The organism is Paraburkholderia sp. ZP32-5 (genome assembly GCF_021390495.1).
Lineage (GTDB): Bacteria > Pseudomonadota > Gammaproteobacteria > Burkholderiales > Burkholderiaceae > Paraburkholderia.
Genome location: NZ_JAJEJP010000003.1, coordinates 1448260 through 1465510, shown reverse-complemented (window position 1 = coordinate 1465510; position 17251 = coordinate 1448260). Strand labels below are relative to the sequence as shown.

The 17251-nt window shown below is 66.3% G+C and carries 13 protein-coding genes; 8 read left to right on the top strand and 5 right to left on the bottom strand.

Features of this window, described 5'->3' with window-relative positions; genetic code table 11:
• Nucleotides 1-69 precede the first annotated feature (69 nt).
• Nucleotides 70-1452, top strand: a complete 1383-nt coding sequence (locus L0U82_RS38885) for an MFS transporter (RefSeq protein WP_233839140.1) — start codon at nt 70-72, stop codon at nt 1450-1452.
• 100 nt (nt 1453-1552) lie between these two features.
• Here L0U82_RS38885 and L0U82_RS38880 read toward each other — a convergent pair whose 3' ends face one another.
• Complete coding sequence (locus L0U82_RS38880; RefSeq protein WP_233839139.1) at nt 1553-2470, bottom strand: NAD(P)-dependent oxidoreductase; 918 nt, start codon at nt 2468-2470, stop codon at nt 1553-1555.
• 252 nt (nt 2471-2722) lie between these two features.
• On the opposite strand from L0U82_RS38880, the gene L0U82_RS38875 reads away from it, so the two are divergent.
• The 4 genes from L0U82_RS38875 to L0U82_RS38860 all read left to right on the top strand — a co-directional run bounded on the left by L0U82_RS38875 (nt 2723) and on the right by L0U82_RS38860 (nt 7113).
• On the top strand, nt 2723-2926 hold the full coding sequence (locus tag L0U82_RS38875; protein WP_233839138.1) for a DUF3311 domain-containing protein: 204 nt from the start codon (nt 2723-2725) through the stop codon (nt 2924-2926).
• Nucleotides 2927-3004: 78 nt separating this feature from the next.
• Nucleotides 3005-4417, top strand: coding sequence for a sodium:solute symporter family protein (locus L0U82_RS38870; protein WP_233839137.1), 1413 nt, complete (start codon nt 3005-3007; stop codon nt 4415-4417).
• Between the two features lie 15 nt (nt 4418-4432).
• Nucleotides 4433-6109, top strand: a complete 1677-nt coding sequence (locus tag L0U82_RS38865) for an amidohydrolase (protein ID WP_233839136.1) — start codon at nt 4433-4435, stop codon at nt 6107-6109.
• Complete coding sequence (locus L0U82_RS38860) at nt 6106-7113, top strand: CobW family GTP-binding protein (protein WP_233839135.1); 1008 nt, start codon at nt 6106-6108, stop codon at nt 7111-7113. The genes L0U82_RS38865 and L0U82_RS38860 overlap by 4 nt, the downstream gene beginning before the upstream one ends.
• A gap of 75 nt (nt 7114-7188) precedes the next feature.
• On the opposite strand, the gene L0U82_RS38855 is transcribed toward L0U82_RS38860, so the two are convergent.
• The 3 genes from L0U82_RS38855 to L0U82_RS38845 form a co-directional block, all read right to left on the bottom strand.
• Nucleotides 7189-8508, bottom strand: coding sequence for an MFS transporter (locus tag L0U82_RS38855; RefSeq protein WP_233839134.1), 1320 nt, complete (start codon nt 8506-8508; stop codon nt 7189-7191).
• A 154-nt stretch (nt 8509-8662) separates the two neighbouring features.
• The gene (locus L0U82_RS38850) at nt 8663-10300 is read right to left on the bottom strand and encodes a GMC family oxidoreductase (RefSeq protein WP_233839133.1); all 1638 of its coding nucleotides are present in this window, start codon (nt 10298-10300) and stop codon (nt 8663-8665) included.
• Between the two features lie 219 nt (nt 10301-10519).
• Nucleotides 10520-11419 carry an IclR family transcriptional regulator gene (locus L0U82_RS38845; RefSeq protein ID WP_233839132.1) on the bottom strand — a complete coding sequence of 300 codons (900 nt, stop codon included), beginning with the start codon at nt 11417-11419 and terminating at the stop codon, nt 10520-10522.
• Between the two features lie 460 nt (nt 11420-11879).
• Between L0U82_RS38845 and L0U82_RS38840 the strand changes: the two genes are divergently transcribed.
• The 3 genes from L0U82_RS38840 to L0U82_RS38830 are packed head-to-tail and all read left to right on the top strand — an operon-like array spanning nt 11880 to nt 16073.
• A complete protein-coding gene (locus L0U82_RS38840; RefSeq protein WP_233839131.1) occupies nt 11880-13292 on the top strand; it encodes an NAD(P)/FAD-dependent oxidoreductase in 1413 nt (470 codons plus the stop codon).
• 49 nt (nt 13293-13341) lie between these two features.
• Nucleotides 13342-14349: an AAA family ATPase gene (locus L0U82_RS38835; protein ID WP_442793722.1), complete on the top strand. Its 1008-nt coding sequence runs from the start codon at nt 13342-13344 to the stop codon at nt 14347-14349.
• Entirely contained in the window at nt 14346-16073 is a 1728-nt protein-coding gene (locus tag L0U82_RS38830) for a cobaltochelatase CobT-related protein (protein ID WP_233839130.1), read from the top strand. Before L0U82_RS38835 ends, L0U82_RS38830 begins: the two co-directional genes overlap by 4 nt.
• A gap of 46 nt (nt 16074-16119) precedes the next feature.
• Here L0U82_RS38830 and pta read toward each other — a convergent pair whose 3' ends face one another.
• Nucleotides 16120-17160, bottom strand: coding sequence for a phosphate acetyltransferase (gene pta, locus L0U82_RS38825; RefSeq protein WP_233839129.1), 1041 nt, complete (start codon nt 17158-17160; stop codon nt 16120-16122).
• Nucleotides 17161-17251 lie beyond the last annotated feature (91 nt).

Below are 17251 nucleotides of genomic sequence, written 5' to 3'. Positions count from 1 at the left end.
GCGACTACGGGTTCGCGCCCGCGCGCATCCGAACAGGCGATACAAAAGAGAGACTCAGGAGACAAAGACATGAAACAGCACGCACAGCGCGTGAAGACGCGCCATATCATTCTCGCGGTCATGTGTCTGATGTACTTCATCTCGTACATCGACCGCGTGAACATCGCGGTCGCGGGACCGCTGATTCGTCACGAAATGGGTCTGAGCGCGGTGCAGCTCGGGCTCGTGTTTTCCGCGTTTGCCTATCCGTATGCCGTGATGCAGATCGTCGGCGGCTGGCTGTCGGACAAGTTCGGACCGAAGCTCGTGTTGACCGTGTTGTCGTTGATCTGGGGGGTGGCGACGTTCGCGACGGGCTTTGCCGGCAGCGTCGCGATGCTGGTGGGGCTGCGCTTCGCGCTCGGCATCGGCGAGGGCGGCGCGTTTCCGACCGCCACGCGGGCGTTCACCTACTGGATGCCGGTCGGCGAACGCGGCTTCGCGCAGGGCATCACGCACAGCTTCGCGCGCCTCGGCGGCGCGGTCACGCCACCGCTGGTGCTCGCGGTGGTCGTGGCGGGCGGCTGGCGCGACGCGTTCATCCTGCTCGGGATCGTGAGCCTGTTGTGGACGGTGCTGTATCTGTTCGTATTCACGAACTCGCCGGAACAGAACCGCCGCATTACGGCCGAAGAGACCGCCGAGATCGGCTATCGCAAGGGCGACTGCGACCGTGCGAAGCGTGCCGCGACGCCATGGCGCAAGCTGGTTCGGCGCATGTGGCTCGTCACGTTCGTCGACTTCTGCTACGGCTGGCTGTTGTGGGTGTATCTGACGTGGCTGCCGTCGTATCTGAAGGAGTCGCGCGGCTTCGACCTGAAGCAGATCGCGCTGTTCACGGCGCTGCCGCTGCTCGCCGGCGTGGTGGGCGACACGCTCGGCGGCGTGGTCTCGGACAAGCTCTACAAGTGGACGGGCCGGCTGCGCTTTGCGCGCTGCGCGGTGCTCGTGACCGGCATGGGCGGCTCGCTCGCTTTCCTGCTGCCGATGGTGTCGGTCGCGAACCCGATGGTCGCGGTGTTCTTCCTGTCCGCTTCGTTCTTCTTCCTGGAGATCACGAATCCGGTGCTGTGGACGCTGCCGCTCGATATCGCCGGCAAGTACGCGGGTACGGCGGGCGGCATGATGAACACGGGCTTCGGCATTGCGGGGATGGTGTCGCCGGTCGTATTCGGCTACCTGATCCAGCACACCGGCAGCTATAACGTGCCGTTCATGATCTCGGCCGGCTTGCTGGCGCTCGGCATCGTCGCGGCGTTCTTTATCGATACTTCGCGCACGGTCGAGGCCGACGAGGAACGCGAGCGGCGCATGGGCCCGGAGGAGGCCGGGGCCTTCGCCTTCCTCGACAGCATGCCGACGGTGCGGCTCGAACGGCACACGCTGCGGCGGCCGTTGCGCTGGTGGCGTTGAACCGCGTGGTCCACGCGGACCGCGTGAACCGCGCGGCTTTGTACGGCACAGGCGGGCGGCGGCTTCCCGGCTTCGGGACATACCGCCGCCCAGCCGCGCGTTATGCGCCGCCGTCGAGCTTGCGCAGACGCCAGATCAGGCTCGATGTATCGAAGCGGCTGCCGCCCAGCCGCTGCACGTCGCCGTAGAACTGGTCGACGAGCGCGGTAACCGGCAGCGCCGCGCCATTGCGCTTCGCTTCGTCGAGGCAGAAGCCGAGATCCTTGCGCATCCAGTCCACCGCGAAACCGAAGTCGAATTTGTTCGCCATCATCGTCTGGCCGCGGTTGTCCATCTGCCAGCTCGCGGCGGCGCCCTTGCCGATCACTTCCAATACCAGCGCCATGTCGAGCCCGGCGTGCTCGCCGAAGTTGATCGCCTCGGAAAGTCCCTGCACGAGACCCGCGATACAGATCTGGTTGACCATCTTGGCGAGCTGACCCGCGCCCGCGGCGCCGACCAGTGTCACGGCCGCGCCGTAGTGGCTGAGCGTGGGCCTCGCGCGCTCGAAGGCCGTGGCTTCGCCGCCGCACATGATCGTGAGCTTGCCGTTCTGGGCGCCCGCCTGGCCGCCCGACACGGGCGCGTCGATGAAATGCAGACCATGTTCGGCCGCGCTCGCGGCTAGCTCGCGCGCGACGTTGGCGGACGCGGTCGTATGGTCGGCAAAGACGGCGTCGCGCGTCATGCCGGCGAACGCGCCATCCGCGCCGAGCGTGACGCTGCGCAGATCGTCATCGTTGCCGACGCAGGCGAGCACCAGATCGGCGCCCTGGGCCGCTTCACGCGGCGTGGCGGCGGCGCGGCCGCCATATTCGGCGACCCATTGCGCGGCCTTTTCGGCGGTGCGGTTATAGACCGTGACATCGAGCCCGGCTTTGGCAAGATGTCCGGCCATCGGATGGCCCATCACGCCGAGGCCCAGGAACGCGACACGGCGTACCTGATTGGGGGCGGACGAGGGTGCGGATTGGCTCACAGTGGCTCCTTGGGGTGGGGTTTGAGGCTGGGGCGGCGTCATTATCTCAGCTATCGGCGCGGCGCCCGGGCGGCCTGGGCGCGAGGCCGCGCCGGCCGGCACGCAAGCTGGACTCAGCGATAGGGCGCAACTGGCACTAGCGGCGCGCGCTTTTGACAGACGATACTCGGAACAACAAGCTGGCCTGGCGAGCCCCGCGCGCGATCGTCGCGGGACGCCCATGGCTTCGAATAGAGACAAACGGAGACAACGATGCTCAGGTATCTGATCGGAATCGGCCTCCCTTTTCTGGGTGTCATCGGCGCGCTGCCCTGGGTGGCCGCGCAGCAGGACCGCTACGTGTTTGGCGTGCCCTTCATCTACGCGTGGATCTTCGGATGGTTCCTGTTGACCTCCGGGTGTCTGTTCATCTGCTGGCACTTCTTCGACCGGCATCGCTACGCGAACGAGCACTAGCGAGCCTCAGCCGCGCAGACAGGCGCTGGCTTCGACCGGCGCCGCCCATCCCGTCGTTTCCTCCCCGGAGTGCCGCGCATGTCCACATTCGTCTTCTCGCTTCTGATCGCCTTTTCGCTGTATCTCGCCATTCGCTCCCGGCGCGGTCACGGCAAGCAGAGCGTGCACGACTTTTTCGTCGCGTCGCGCCAGTTCGGCGTGGCGCTGGTGTTCTTCCTGACGGCCGGCGAGATCTACAGCATCGGCACGATGGTCGGCTTTCCGGGCGGCATCTATGCGAAAGGGCCGACTTATGGCGTCTGGTTCCTCGGCTATATCCTGCTGGCTTACCCGATCGGCTATTTCATCGGACCGCGCATCTGGGAGGCCGGCAAGCAGTACAACGCGATCACGCAGGCGGATCTTTTCAAAGGCCATTACCGCAGCCGCGTGCTCGAACTGATCGTGGCGGGATCGTCCATCCTGTTCCTGATTCCGTGGGGCCAACTTCAGTTCACCGGCCTCGTCGCCGCGCTGAAGGGACTCGGCTGGCACATCGAGCCGGTCTGGCTGATCGTCGTTTGCGCGGCGCTTGCGTTCACCTATATCGCCATTTCCGGCGTGCGCGCGTCGGCGTGGATCGCCGTGCTCAAGGACATCCTGATGCTGCTCGCGATCGTCGTGACCGGGGTGGCCGCCGCGTGGATGGCGGGCGGCACGCACGAGGTGTTTCATGCGGCGAGCCGTCAGGTGAGCAACGCGATGACGGCGCCGCAGTTGCGCTTCTCGATGAGCACGATGCTGTTCCAGTCGCTCGGCTTCTACATGATGCCGTTCGCCGCGCAGGGCTTCTTCACCGCGCGCGGGCCCAACACGATACGCCGCACGCAGATCGCGATGCCACTCTACATGATGATGTATCCGTTCCTCGTGGTGGCCTCGTACTACGCGATCAGCGCGAACCTGAAGCTCGCGTCGCCGAACGACGCCTTCTTCGCGGCCGCCGTGCATCTGCTGCCCGACTGGCTGCTCGGCCTCGTCGCGGCGGGCGCGGCGCTCTCCGGGCTGCTGGTGCTGGCGGGCATCTGCCTCGCAATCGGGCCGATCGTCACGCGCAACCTGATTCCGAACCTGCCCGAAGCGCGCCAGAAACGCACCGCGAAATTCGTGATCGTGGCCTATCTGCTGGTGTCGATCGCCACCACGCTGCTCACGCCGAACCTGATGCTGTCGCTGATCAACACGACCTACTACGGGATCACGCAGTTCCTGCCCGGCATGCTGCTGCTGCTCGCCGGACGCCACGTGCGGCCGGGCGCGGTGGCGGCCGGCATCGTCTGCGGCCAGGGCCTCGCGATTGTGTGCTACGCGCTGCAGCTCGGCTTCGGCGGTATCAATCTGGGGCTCGTGTGCCTCGGCGTGAACGTGCTCGTCGTGTTCGCCGGACATATCCTGTCGCGTCCTTCCGGGCGGCGCTATACGATGGCCGATCCGCTTCACCGTCATTCATAGGAGTTGAGTTTGTCGATGAATCCGCAAGCCCCGTCTTCTTCTGCTGCTCAGCCGGTCACGATTTTCGCGGCGCGCCGCGTCCTCACGCTGAACCCGGCGCAGCCGCATGCGACGCACGTGGCCGTGCGCGACGGGCGCATTCTCGCGGTCGGCACGAGCGAGGACGCCGCGCACTGGGACGCGCAGTTCGGCGCCGCCGCGCGCGACGACGCGCTGCGCGACAAGGTGCTGATCCCCGGGCTCGTCGAAGGCCACTGCCATCTGATGGAAGGCGCGGTATGGGATGCGGTCTACGTCGGCTACTACGACCGTCGTGGGCCGGACGGCACGCTGTGGCACGGACTGCGCACGCTCGACGCGGTGCTCGAACGTCTCGCGCAAGCCGAGCGCGCGATGACCGACGACGGCCCGTTGCTCGCGTGGGGCTTCGATCCGATCTACTTCGGCGCGGCCCGTCTGACGACCCGCGAACTGGACACGGTGTCGGCGAGCCGGCCGATCGCGATTCTGCATGCGAGCGTGCATCTGATGAACGTGAACAGCGCGATGCTCGCGCTCGCCGGTATCGACGAGGACACCGATGTCGACGGCATCGCGCGCGACGCGCGCGGTCAGCCCACCGGCGAGCTGCGCGAATTCGCGGCGATGTTCCCGATCTACCAGGTGATCGGCGGCAAGCTGGCGATCGCGGCCAGCGAGAAGCCGCACGCGGTGTGGAATTTCGGCCGGGTCGCGCAGCTCGCGGGCGTCACGACCGCGACCGATCTGGTGAACGACCTGTCGCCCGAGGGCAACCGGACCCTGCACAGCGTCACCGCCGACCCCGACTACCCCGTGCGCATCGTGCCGGCGTTCGCGCCGCAGCGGAACCCCGCGCAACGCGCGACCGGCGTGCTGGAAGCGATGGCGGGCAATACCGACAAACTGCGCTTCGGGCCGGTCAAGTTCATCGTCGATGGCTCGATTCAGGGCTTCACGGCGCGCGTGCGTTGGCCCGGCTATGCGGGCGGCCAGCCCAATGGCTTGTGGCTGATTCCGCCCGAGCAACTGGTCGACGTGTTCGAGCCATATCACTGCGCGGGGCTGCAACTGCATATCCACACGAACGGCGACGAAGCGACCGAGGTCGTGCTCGACGCGCTGGCGACGCTGCTCGCGCGGCATCCGCGGCCCGATCATCGGCATACGCTGCAGCACTGCCAGATGGCGGATGCGGCGCAATTGCGGCGTATCCGCGCGCTTGGCCTGTGCGTGAACTTCTTTGCGAACCACGTCTACTACTGGGGCGATGCGCACTACAGCCAGACCATCGGCCCCGATCGCGCGAACCGCATGGACCCGGCCGGTTCGGCGCAGCGCATGGGCATTCCGTACGCGCTGCATTCGGACGCACCGATCACGGCGTTGAGCCCGCTGTTTACCGCGTGGTGCGCGGTGCGGCGCGAGACGGCCAGTGGGCGCGTGCTGGGCGACGCAGAGCGGCTTACCGTCGACCAGGCACTGCATGCGATCACGCTCGGTGCCGCGTACACGCTGCGCCTCGATCATCTGATCGGCAGCATCGAGGTCGGCAAGTTCGCCGACTTCGCGGTGCTCGACGAAGACCCGAGCACCTGTGCGCCCGAGCGCCTGAAGGACGTGCCGGTGTGGGGCACGGTGCTCGGCGGACGCATCATGCGCGCCCCGCGATGAACGCCGCTGCCACGCCGCCGGCCGTACGCGCGCCGATCGACCTCGCGGTGATCGGCGGCTACCTCGGCGCGGGCAAGACCACGGTGGTCAACCATCTGCTGGAGGCGCCGCACGGCAAGCGCATTGCGGTGCTCGTCAACGACTTCGGCGCCGTGAACATCGACGCGCGGCTCGTGCGCGCGCGCAGCGACGACGTGATCGAACTCGACAACGGCTGCATCTGCTGCACGATCGGCGGCGCGCTCGTCGATGCGCTCACGCGGCTCGCCGCGCGCGACGAACGGCCGGACCTGCTGCTGATCGAAGCGAGCGGTGTGTCGGACCCGGCGAAGATCGCCCAGGTGGGCTTGCTCAACGGTGCGTTCCGTCTGACCGCGGTGCTGGTGGTGGTCGATGCGCTGGAACTCGTGCGCACGCTCACCGATCCGCTGGTCGGCGCGATGGCGCAGCAGCAGATCGACAGCGCGAGCGCGGTGATCGTCACGAAGCTCGACCTCATTGCGCCCGGATCGCGCGAGCGCGCGGTGTCGGACGTGCGCGCGCTCGCCGCGACCGATATCGTCGTGGCCGCGGATCACGGCAGTGTGCCGCTTGCGCTGCTGTTCGACGCGAGCGCGCAGCAAACGCGCGCGCTCGCCGATGCCGGCCGCTGGCAGCATCGGCCGCTCGGGCAAGGTGCCGACGCGTTCCCGACCTTCACGAGCTTGGCGCTTGCCGCGCCCGAGGTACTGGAGAAGGCGCGCCTGCGCGCGTGGCTCAAGGCGCTGCCGCGCACGATCCTGCGCGCCAAGGGCTTCGTGCGCGTGATGGATCAGCAGGGCCGCGTCGGCATGCGCGTGTGCCAGGTCGCGGGTCGCCGGCTGCGCATGACGCCGCCCACCCAGGGTGAGCATCAGGCGAACGGCGAGCAGAGCGTCCTCGTTTTCATCGGCTTCATCGATACGGAAATCGAAGCGATGCTGCGCGATGGACTGCTCGCGTGTTGCGTGCGTACCGCCGCTTAGTGTTGCATGCGGTGTCGTATTTGCTGCCGCAACCAATGACGCATTCGCCGCCGCGCGCGAACCGCGGCGAGCCATTCACCGCGCGCCGCTCATCGCCGGGTGCCGTGTGTGATGCCGGCGGCCCACCCACGCGGCCGATAGCGCGCTGATGAGACCCGCGAACATCGTATAGAGGCAGATCAGCCACGGATCGCCGCCATTGCGCTGCAACAGCCACGTCGCGATGATCGGGCTGATGCCGCTCGCGAAAATGCCGGAGAACTGATAGACGAACGAGATGCCGGAGTAGCGCACATTGGCGTCGAACAGTTCGGCGAACAGCGCCGCCTCGGGCCCGTAGACAGACGCGTAAATGACGCCGAGCGGAATGATCACGGCGATCCACACGAACAGCGGCGAGCCGCCGCTGTGCTTCATCAGCCAGAAGCCGAAGAACGACGACAAGCCCGTGAACAGCGAGCCCCAGAAGTAAATCCGCGTTCTGCCGATGCGGTCCGACAGGCGGCCGAAAAACGGAATCGTGAAAATCATCGTGAACGCGGCGGCCATCACGGCGAGCAGCGCGTCGGTGCGCGACAGCTTCAGCGTCTGCATCATATAGGCGATCGTGAAAACGGCGAACACGTTGAAGAACACGCCGTCGATAAAGCGTGCGCCCATGCCGGCCAGCACATTGCCGGGATAGCGGAAGATCACTTCGGCGATCGGCACGCGGACCTCGGCGCCCTGTTGCTTTACGCGTTCGAACTCGGGTGTTTCCAGCACGCGCAGGCGGATATACATGCCGATTACCACGAGCACGAACGAAAGGAAGAACGCCACGCGCCAGCCCCACGCGAGAAACTGCGCATTGCTGAGCACGGAGGAGAGCAGGGCGACCACGCCCGATGCAAGACACAGCCCGATCGCAAGACCAATCTGCGGAATGCTCGCATAGAGGCCGCGTCTGTTCTCGGGCGCGTATTCGAACGCCATCAGCACCGCGCCGCCCCATTCGCCGCCGAGACCCAGGCCCTGCGCCACGCGCAGCACGAGCAGCAGCGCGGGCGCCCACAGGCCGATCTGCGCATAGGTCGGCACCATGCCGATCAACACGGTGGCGACGCCCATGATCGATAGCGTCATGATCAGCATGCTCTTGCGTCCGAGCCTATCGCCGAAGTGACCGAATATGACGCCGCCGAGCGGACGGCTCAGGAAGCCCACGGCGAAGGTGCCGTAGGCGAGCATCGTCGAAATGAGCGGATCGCCGCTCGGGAAATACAGCTTGTTGAAGACGATGCCGGCGACCACGCCGTACAGGAAGAAGTCATACCACTCGATCGTCGCGCCGATCAGGCTCGCGACAACTACGCGCCTCATCTGCCGGGCGTCGGTGCGGGGCAATGCGTTCATGGCGGTCTCCTTTATGGGCGCACCTCGGTTGGTGCGATCCCTTGAAAAGCGGGTGTTTTCGTCAGGGTTCCTTCGCTTGCTGCGTATCGTTTCAGTGCCGCGTGTGCTGGAGCGTATTCACGAGCGTAGGCATGAGCCTGCGCGCCCGTCTATGTCAGGAGTGCGCCTCGGCGTGCTCCGGTTGAAGCAGCGAACCGCTCGCGTGGTCTTCGAGAATCATGTCGGCGGCTTTCTCGGCGATCATGATCACGGGCGCGTTGGTGTTGCCGGAGACCAGCTCGGGCATGATCGACGCATCGACGACGCGTAGCGCAGCGAGTCCATGCACGCGCAGACGCTCGTCGACTACCGCCGTTGCGTCGCGGCCCATCTTGCAGGTACCCGCGGGGTGATAAATGGACTGGCTGAACTGGCGCGCCGCATCCAGCAACTCGGCATCGCTCTGATACCGCTCGCCGGGCACGAACTCGGACACGATGTGCGGCGCAAGCGACGGCGCGGCGGCGATGCGTCGCGCCACGCGGATGCCGCCAATCACGACCGGATGGTCGCGCGGATCGCTCAGATAATTGGCGCGAATCGCCGGGTATTGCAGCGGGTCGGCGGAACGGATTTCGACACTGCCGCGGCTATGCGGCCTCAACTGGCAGACCGATGCCGTGAACGCCGAGAAAGGATGCGCGCCCTGACCGGGCTTGTCGGCACTCAGCGGCTGCATGTGAAACTGGATGTCCGGGCGCTCGGCCGCGGCACTCGAGCGCGTGAAGATCGCGACCTGGCTGGCCGCCAGCGTCAGCGGCCCGGTGCGCCACAGCGCGTATTGCAACCCGATCCACGCCTTGCGCAACGGATGGTTGACCTCGTCGTTGAGCGTGCGCTCGCGCGTGCGGAATACGAGCCGTACCTGCAGATGGTCCTGCAGGTTCCGGCCGACGCCCGGCAAGTCGTGCAGCACGGCAACGCCGGCGTCGCGCAACACCTGCGCGGGGCCCACTCCGGAATGCTGAAGAATCTGCGGCGAGCCGATCGCGCCGGAAGCGAGAATGACTTCGACGCGTGCCCGCGCGCGCTTTTTCACGCCGTTCTGCAGATACTCGACGCCGACCGCGCGACGCCCTTCGAACAGTATCCGGCTCGCCTGCGCCCGCGTTTCGACGCTCAGATTGCCGCGTTTGCGCGCGGGTTTCAGAAAGCCCTTCGCGGTGCTCCAGCGAAAGCCGTTGTGGGCCGTCTGCTGGAAGTAGCCGACCCCCTCCTGGACCGCGCCGTTGTAGTCGTCATTGAGCGGGATGCCGATTTCCTGCGCGGCGGCGATGAAATGATCGGCGATGGGCCGGCGCAAGCGCAGGTCGGAAACCTTCAGCGGTCCGCCTACGCCGTGCCACGCGTTCGCGCCGCGCTCCTGATCTTCCGACTTCCTGAAATACGGCAGAACCTCGGCATAGCTCCAGCCGCGATTGCCGAGCGCCGCCCAGCGATCGTAATCCTCACGCTGCCCGCGCACGTAGAGCAGGCCGTTGAGCGAGCTGGAGCCGCCGAGCACCTTGCCGCGCGGCCAGTCGATTTGTCGTCCGGCCACGCCTTCGTCGGGCTCGGTGCGGTAGCACCAGTCGAGTTCGGGGTCGTGCATGGTCTTGAAGTAGCCGACCGGCACGTGGATCCACGGGTTGCTGTCCTCACCACCCGCTTCGAGCAGCAGCACGGCGTTGCGCGCATCGGCACTGAGCCGGTGAGCAAGCACGCAACCGGCCGATCCGGCGCCGACGATCAGGTAGTCGACCTCATGATCCATGAATCCCGTCTCCTCGAAATCCTGGAGCGGCATGACGTGCCGCGTTTTCGGATCAATGTCGAGGAACGGGATGCCGACGGCAAGCGTCGATCGTATGCACGGGCCGAAAGTGAAACGGAAACTGCTGAAACGGGATCAGAAGTCCAAGGCGAAGCGCGAGTGTTTTGCCGGCGAAACGGTGGCCACCCGGCGGCCACCCGGTGGCGGCCCGGTGCGCGCTCAGTCGAGCGAAAGCCCCTGAAGCAGCGGTGCGAGTCTGCTCGCTGTCTGCTTCATACGGCCCACCGATTCCAGCAGTTCTTCGAGCGTCGCGCGTGCGGTCGGCGCATGCACGGCGAGCGCGGCGAGCACGCGTTTGCTGGTGGGGTCGCGCACCGGCACCGCGATCGCCACCATGCCGCGCACGAACTCTTCGTTGTCGATGCCGATGCCGCGCACCGCGAGCTGTTCAAGCTCCGCCACGAGCGTCTTGGGGGCGGTCAGGGTGCGGTGCGTCATCTTGGTCAGCACCAGACGTTCGAGCAGCGCGTTGCGTTCCAGCACGCTCATCTGCGACAGAAAGAGCTTGCCGCTCGCGGTGCAGTGCAGCGGAACGTGCATGCCCGGACGCATTTCCATGCGCAGCGGCTCCGTTGTCTCGACGCGTTCGATATACAGCACGCGGTCGCCGTCGAGCGCGGTCAGATTGCAGGTTTCGCCAAGCGATTCCACCAAGGTGCGCAGCAGCACGCGGCACGAACGTGTGAACGTGTTGTTGGCGAGCGTGGCGAGCGCGAGCTGCGCCGCGCGCGGGCCCAGCGCAATGCTGCGGTCGTGGCCGCGCGAATCGGGCATATGGATCACGTAGCCGCGCGTTTCCAGCGAATCGATGAGCCGCAGCAGCGTCGCCTTCGGAATATGCAGCCGCGTGGACAATTGCGACAGCGTGTACGGCTGGCCCGCGGACGCCAGGTGCTCCAGCACCACGAGCGCGCGCAGCACGCGAGCGTCATCCGCCGACGATTCTTCGCGCGGTGCGGGGGCGCTGCTTTGCGCTGTTGGTTGTGCCGGGCTTTGCGCGGGGTTTTGCGTGGGATTTGGCGCTGGGTTCGGCATCGTCTGTTGCGCTGGGTCGCGCATCGGTCTCCTCCTGAAGGGCGTGAAACTGAAACGAATTGTTCGAGTTTCACGCGCATTCAGTATGAGCGCAAAGCTCGGGGGCTTACGTAGCGGATTACCCCGATACGCGATCGAAATGATCCTCGCCGCTGTACCAGGCGATAGCGGGCCACTGGCTCTACCTGTGTGATTCTGGTCTGCCTAAAATTTTTCCCAGCAGAGTGCCAAAGAACGACGACGGCTTGGCATGGAATCGGAGAAGGCCGCCAACGCACCAACGCTATTCGACAATAACCATCATGGGACCGGAGTAAGAGCTTTGCATGGGATCGGAGTAAGCGCTAAAGCGCTAACTCCGGATCGACAGCTAAAGCGCCAACTCCGGTCGACAGGAGACAGGCATGACGAACAGGCAGTCGACAGGAACCGCTCTCGCGGCGCAGCATGCAACCGTCTTCACGCAGCCCGTGGAGTATTGATCATGGGATACAGCACGGTCGATTCCGCCGCCGGTTTTGCCGCAAACCGTGCCGGCTCCACCAGGTACGACCCCACGTACGATCCGCTCGTGTCGCCGGGGCCGGGGGTCGGCAAGGATTACGCGCCGACCTACTGGGTCGCGACCGCGGGCAGTCCGCCCCCCGACGACGGCCCCGTCACCAAGGATCTCGACGTGGATGTCGCGATCATCGGCGCGGGCTACACGGGGCTCGCCACCGCGCTGTGCCTCGCGCGCGAGCACGGCATCAAGGCCGTGGTGCTGGAGGCGAACCGCACGAGCTGGGGCTGCAGTAGCCGTAACGGCGGACAGGGACAGAATGCGTCGGGACGGCTGTCGCGCTCGCAATGGATCGAGCGCTGGGGCAAGGACGTCGCGCTCAAGATGCACGACGAGATCCAGCAGGGCTTCGATCATTTCAAGCAACTCGTGGCCGAAATCGATTGCGATCCGCAGCCGGGCGGCCACTTTCTGATCGCACACCGTCCGCGCATCATGGCGAAGCTCGCCGCCGAGGCGAAGGTCTGGAAGGACGTGTTCGGCTACCCGTCGGAGCTGTTGAGCGCGCAGACGTTTCGCCGCGAATTCATCGACGACCACGAGGCGGCCGGCGCGTTACACGAGCCCGAAGGCATCGGCATACACGCGCTGAAGCTCGCCTTCGGCTATCTGCGTCTCGCGCGAGCCGCGGGCGCCAAGGTCCACACGAGCAGCCCGGTGATGGGCTGGGAAACCATCAACGGCGTGCACCATCTGCGTACGCCCGGCGGCGTCGTGCGGGCCCGCGCGGTCGGTATCGCGACCGGCGCGTATACGGCGCAGACGTTGCATCCGACGCTGCGCAGCAAGGTCATGCCGATCCTGTCGAACTCGATGGTTACGCGCCCGTTGACCGAAGCCGAGATCGCCGCCTGCGGCTTTCGCACGACCCAGGTGTTGACGGACACGCGCACGCTGCGCTTTTACTATCGTTTCCTGCCCGATGGCCGGCTCCAGATCGGCAGTCGCAGCGCGATTACCGGCGAGGACGCGCCCAATCCGCGCCATCTCGATCTGCTGAAGGAAGGCATGGCGCGCAAGTTCCCCGCGCTGCGCGGCGTACAGATCGACTATTCGTGGTGGGGCTGGGTGGACGTGAGCCACGACATGATGCCGCGCGTGTGCCAGCCGGATCCGCGGCAAGCGGTGTTTTACGCGCTGGGCTATGGTGGCAATGGTGTGTCTTATTCGCAGCAGGCGGGGCGCCGGCTTGCCGAGCACATCGCGGGCAAGGGCAAGCAACTGACGCTGCCGATTTTCACCACGCCTCTGCCCGGGCATCCGTTTGCGCCGTTCCGGCGAATTGGGCAAAGGATGCTTTATCTGCAGTATTTCAGACGGGATGAGAAGCCTTGAACGCGCGTATTCTTGGCTTTTCAGCCATCAAAGCGGCAAGGAGAAAGCGATGACCTCGGAACGCGCGATGGACGGACCGGACCGCATGGTGCCGGTGCGAGAGCGCTTCGGCTTCGATTCGAATCTGATGGTGCCGGCCTTCAGCGAGCGCGACGCCCACGTGCCCGACGTGGACGACGCTTATCGCTTCAACCCCGAAGTCACGCTCGCGATACTCGCCGGCTTCACGCGCAATCGGCGGGTGATGGTGCAAGGGCTGCACGGCACCGGCAAATCGACGCATATCGAACAGGTCGCCGCGCGCCTGAACTGGCCCTGCGTACGCGTGAATCTCGACGGCCATATCAGCCGGCTCGATCTGGTCGGCAAGGACGCGATCGTGGTGCGCGACGGCCGCCAGGTCACTGAGTTCCAGGAGGGGATCGTACCGTGGGCGCTGCAGCGCCCTGTTGCGCTGATCTTCGACGAATACGATGCGGGTCGCCCCGACGTGATGTTCGTGATCCAGCGCATCCTCGAGCGCGACGGCAGCTTCACGCTGCTCGACCAGAATCGCGTGATCCGGCCGCACGCGCACTTTCGTCTGTTCGCGACCACCAATACGATCGGCCTCGGCAATCTGAACGGCCTGTATCACGGCACGCAAATGCTGAATCACGCGCAGATGGATCGCTGGAACGTGGTGGCCACGCTCAACTATCTGCCGCGCGAAGAGGAGGCCGGCATCGTGCTCGCCCGCGTGCCGGAGATGACCGACGACGCGGGCCGGCAACTGGTCGATTCGATGATCAGCATGGCGGCGATGACGCGCAAAGGGTTCGCGACCGGCGATCTGTCCACGCTGATGTCGCCGCGCACGGTCATCGACTGGGCCGAGAACTGTCAGATTTTCCGCGATCCCGCGCTGGCGTTCCGTCTGACGTTCCTGAACAAGTGCGACGAGGCCGAGCGGCCGATCGTCGCCGAGTATTACCAGCGCTGCTTCGGCGTCGAGCTGGGCACAGCGTCCAACGGAGAAGGCAGCGACGGCGATGAACCACGGGAGCCGCGCGCGTGAGTGTCGCGCCGACGCCCGAGGCGGTGCGCAGAGCGCTGCGGCGCGAGGCGCTGTGCGCGGCTGCCGTGCGCGCGCTCACCGGCGATGCCGCGCTGCATTATCGCGGCGGCCGGCTTTGCCGCGAGTCGAGACCGCTGCCGCTGTATGCGCCGCATCTGCGCAGCAACGTCTACGAGGATGAATTTGCGTCGCTGCGTGGTGCCGCCGACGCCGCCGCGCAACGGTTGCTTCACTCCGACCCGGCGTTGCATCGCCTGCTGGCTCCCGATGCCCCGATCGAGCGTCTGCTGTTCGAGCTGTTCGAGCAGGTGCGCTGCGAGGCGCAATTGCCGCCCGGCATGCCGGGGCTCGCCGACAATCTGCGGCACCGGTTCGAAACGTGGTCGCGCGCGTATTGCCGCGCGGGTCTTGCCGAAGGTCACCTCGGCATCCTGCTGTACACGGTGGCGCAGATTGTGTGGTCGCGCGTGAGCGGCTGGCCCGTGCCCGACGAGGCGGGAGATCTGATCGAAGCGACGCGCGCCGGCATCGCGCCGGAGATCGGCGCGCAGCTTGCGGGGCTGCGCGCGACTCGCGCGGATCAACGCGCGTACGCGGCGCATGCCCGCGAGCTGGCGCGCCGCGTCGCGACGATGCTCGAAGACGCGCGCGCGGCACAGGCCGGCGACGACGCCGACGAAGCGCGCGCATCCGACGACGCATTGACGTCGTTCTCGCTGTGGGTCGACTTCGACGAGTCGACTGTCGAGTTGCCCGCGCTTGCGTCCACCGGCGTGAGCCGCGTGCTGGCCGACGCAGCGCATGGCTATCGCGCGTATACGACGCAGTACGACCGCGAAATCCGGCCCGCTGAGCGCGTGCGCGAAACGCTGCTGCGCGAGTATCGGCAGCGGCTCGACGAACGCATCGCCGCGTGCGGCATCAACGTGGCGCGGCTCGCGCGTGCGCTGCAGATGGCGATTGCGGTGCCGCGCCGAGATGGCTGGCTATTCGGCGAGGAGGATGGCCGCATCGACGGCCGACGCCTCGCGCAGGTCGTCAGCTCGCCCGCCGAGCGGCGCGTGTTCAGGCGCGAGCGATTCGAGCCGCGCAGCGACTGCGTGGTGGGCTTCCTGATCGATTGCTCGGGGTCGATGAAGGCGCATATCGAGCCCGTCGCGATGATGGTCGATCTGCTCGCGCGCGCATGCGAGCAGGCCGGAATCTCGACCGAGGTGCTCGGCTTCACGACGCTCGCGTGGAACGGGGGCCGCGCGCGCGCGGACTGGCTCGCGGGCGGGCGGCCGCCTCATCCCGGACGTCTGAACGAAACCTGCCACATGGTGTTCAAGTCCGCCGACGAGAGCTGGCGGCGTGCTCGCCCGGCCATCGCCGCGTTGCTGAAGGCGGATCTGTTTCGCGAAGGCGTGGACGGGGAAGCAGTGGACTGGGCGTGCGCGCGGCTCGCCGCTCGCGCCGAGGCACGGCGCATTCTCGTGACGATCTCGGACGGCAGCCCGATGGACACAGCCACCGCGCAGATGAACGACGCCTTCTATCTCGACAACCACCTGAAGGAAGTGGTCGCGGCGCACGAGGCGATGCGCGATGTCGATGTGATCGGGCTAGGCGTTGGGCTGGACCTCAGTCCGTACTACCGGCATTGCGTTGCGCTCGATTCGGGCGAGACGCTCGATATGGCGCGTCTGATCGGTCTCGCGCAATGGATCGGTGCGCCGCGTTAGTACAACAGCGGCGACATAGCGGTGGCCTGCGCATCGCGATGAAAGATCATGCCGCGTGCGGTTCCTTCGAATGAGCGATGTCGCGTTCGTGTGCCGTCTGCGCCTGGACCGCCGTCGTCGCGATCACGTAGTAGATATCTTCGGGACTGCAGCCGCGCGACAGATCGTTGGCGGGCCGGTTCAGACCTTGCATCAGCGGGCCGATCGCTTTTGCGCCGCCCAGCCGCTCCGCGAGCTTGTAGCCGATATTGCCCGCATCGAGATTCGGAAACACGAGCACGTTCGCATGGCCGCCGCATTGCGAATGCTCGATCTTGCGCTCGGCGATCTCGGCGACGAGTGCCGCGTCGAGCTGCACGTCGCCGTCCACGCATAGCGCGGGGCGCTGCTCGTGCACGCGCCGCGTTGCCTCGATCACCTTGTCCACGCTCGCGTGGTGAGCGCTGCCGCTCGTCGAGAACGACAGCATCGCGACGCGCGGCTCTTCCATCAGCAGGCTGCGCGCGCTGTCGGCGGCGGCCATCGCGATCTCGGCGAGCTGCGCCGCGTCGGGGTCCACCACGAGCGCGCAGTCGGAGAAGATCAGGCCGCCTTTATAGCGATGAAACGGCTCGCACAGCATCATCAGGAAGAAGCTCGACACGAGCTTGAACGACGGCCCGACGCCGATCAGCTGGATGGCCGCGCGCACGACGTCGGCGCTCGTGTGAACGGCGCCTGCCACCGAACCGTCCGCGTGGCCTAGGCGCACCATCAGGTTGGCAAAGACGAGCGGTTTCGCGGCCTCGTCCCATGCGAGCGCGGGCGTCATCCCCTTGGCCCCGCGCAGCCTGACCAGTTCGTCGGCGAAGGCAGCGCGCCATGTGCTCGTTTGCGGGTCGATCAGCGTGATGTCGTCGAGATCGACCGACTCGCGCGCGGCGGCCGCGCGAATTGCTTCTGTCTCGCCGACGAGCATGATTCGCGCGAGGCCTTCCTGGCTCGCCCGGGCCGCGGCGGCGAGCACGCGTGCGTCATCGGCTTCGCACAGCACGATACGCATCGGCGCGAGGCGTGCGCTTTCGACGATACGATTCAGGGCTTTCATGATGTCATGGGCTCGTAAGCGGATGGGCTCATCAGCGGACGAACACCGGCCACAGACGGATGCGCCGCCTGCGGCCGGCCACAGTGCGAAA

What these genes read in the sequence shown, in the direction of transcription:
- L0U82_RS38855 (WP_233839134.1), bottom strand. Translation starts at nt 8,508, where the DNA reads ATGAACGCATTGCCCCGCACCGACGCCCGGCAGATGAGGCGCGTAGTT.
- L0U82_RS38870 (WP_233839137.1), top strand. Translation starts at nt 3,005, where the DNA reads ATGTCCACATTCGTCTTCTCGCTTCTGATCGCCTTTTCGCTGTATCTC.
- L0U82_RS38875 (WP_233839138.1), top strand. Translation starts at nt 2,723, where the DNA reads ATGCTCAGGTATCTGATCGGAATCGGCCTCCCTTTTCTGGGTGTCATC.
- L0U82_RS38865 (WP_233839136.1), top strand. Translation starts at nt 4,433, where the DNA reads ATGAATCCGCAAGCCCCGTCTTCTTCTGCTGCTCAGCCGGTCACGATT.
- pta (WP_233839129.1), bottom strand. Translation starts at nt 17,160, where the DNA reads ATGAAAGCCCTGAATCGTATCGTCGAAAGCGCACGCCTCGCGCCGATG.
- L0U82_RS38860 (WP_233839135.1), top strand. Translation starts at nt 6,106, where the DNA reads ATGAACGCCGCTGCCACGCCGCCGGCCGTACGCGCGCCGATCGACCTC.
- L0U82_RS38845 (WP_233839132.1), bottom strand. Translation starts at nt 11,419, where the DNA reads ATGCGCGACCCAGCGCAACAGACGATGCCGAACCCAGCGCCAAATCCC.
- L0U82_RS38835 (WP_442793722.1), top strand. Translation starts at nt 13,342, where the DNA reads ATGACCTCGGAACGCGCGATGGACGGACCGGACCGCATGGTGCCGGTG.
- L0U82_RS38885 (WP_233839140.1), top strand. Translation starts at nt 70, where the DNA reads ATGAAACAGCACGCACAGCGCGTGAAGACGCGCCATATCATTCTCGCG.
- L0U82_RS38840 (WP_233839131.1), top strand. Translation starts at nt 11,880, where the DNA reads ATGGGATACAGCACGGTCGATTCCGCCGCCGGTTTTGCCGCAAACCGT.
- L0U82_RS38850 (WP_233839133.1), bottom strand. Translation starts at nt 10,300, where the DNA reads ATGGATCATGAGGTCGACTACCTGATCGTCGGCGCCGGATCGGCCGGT.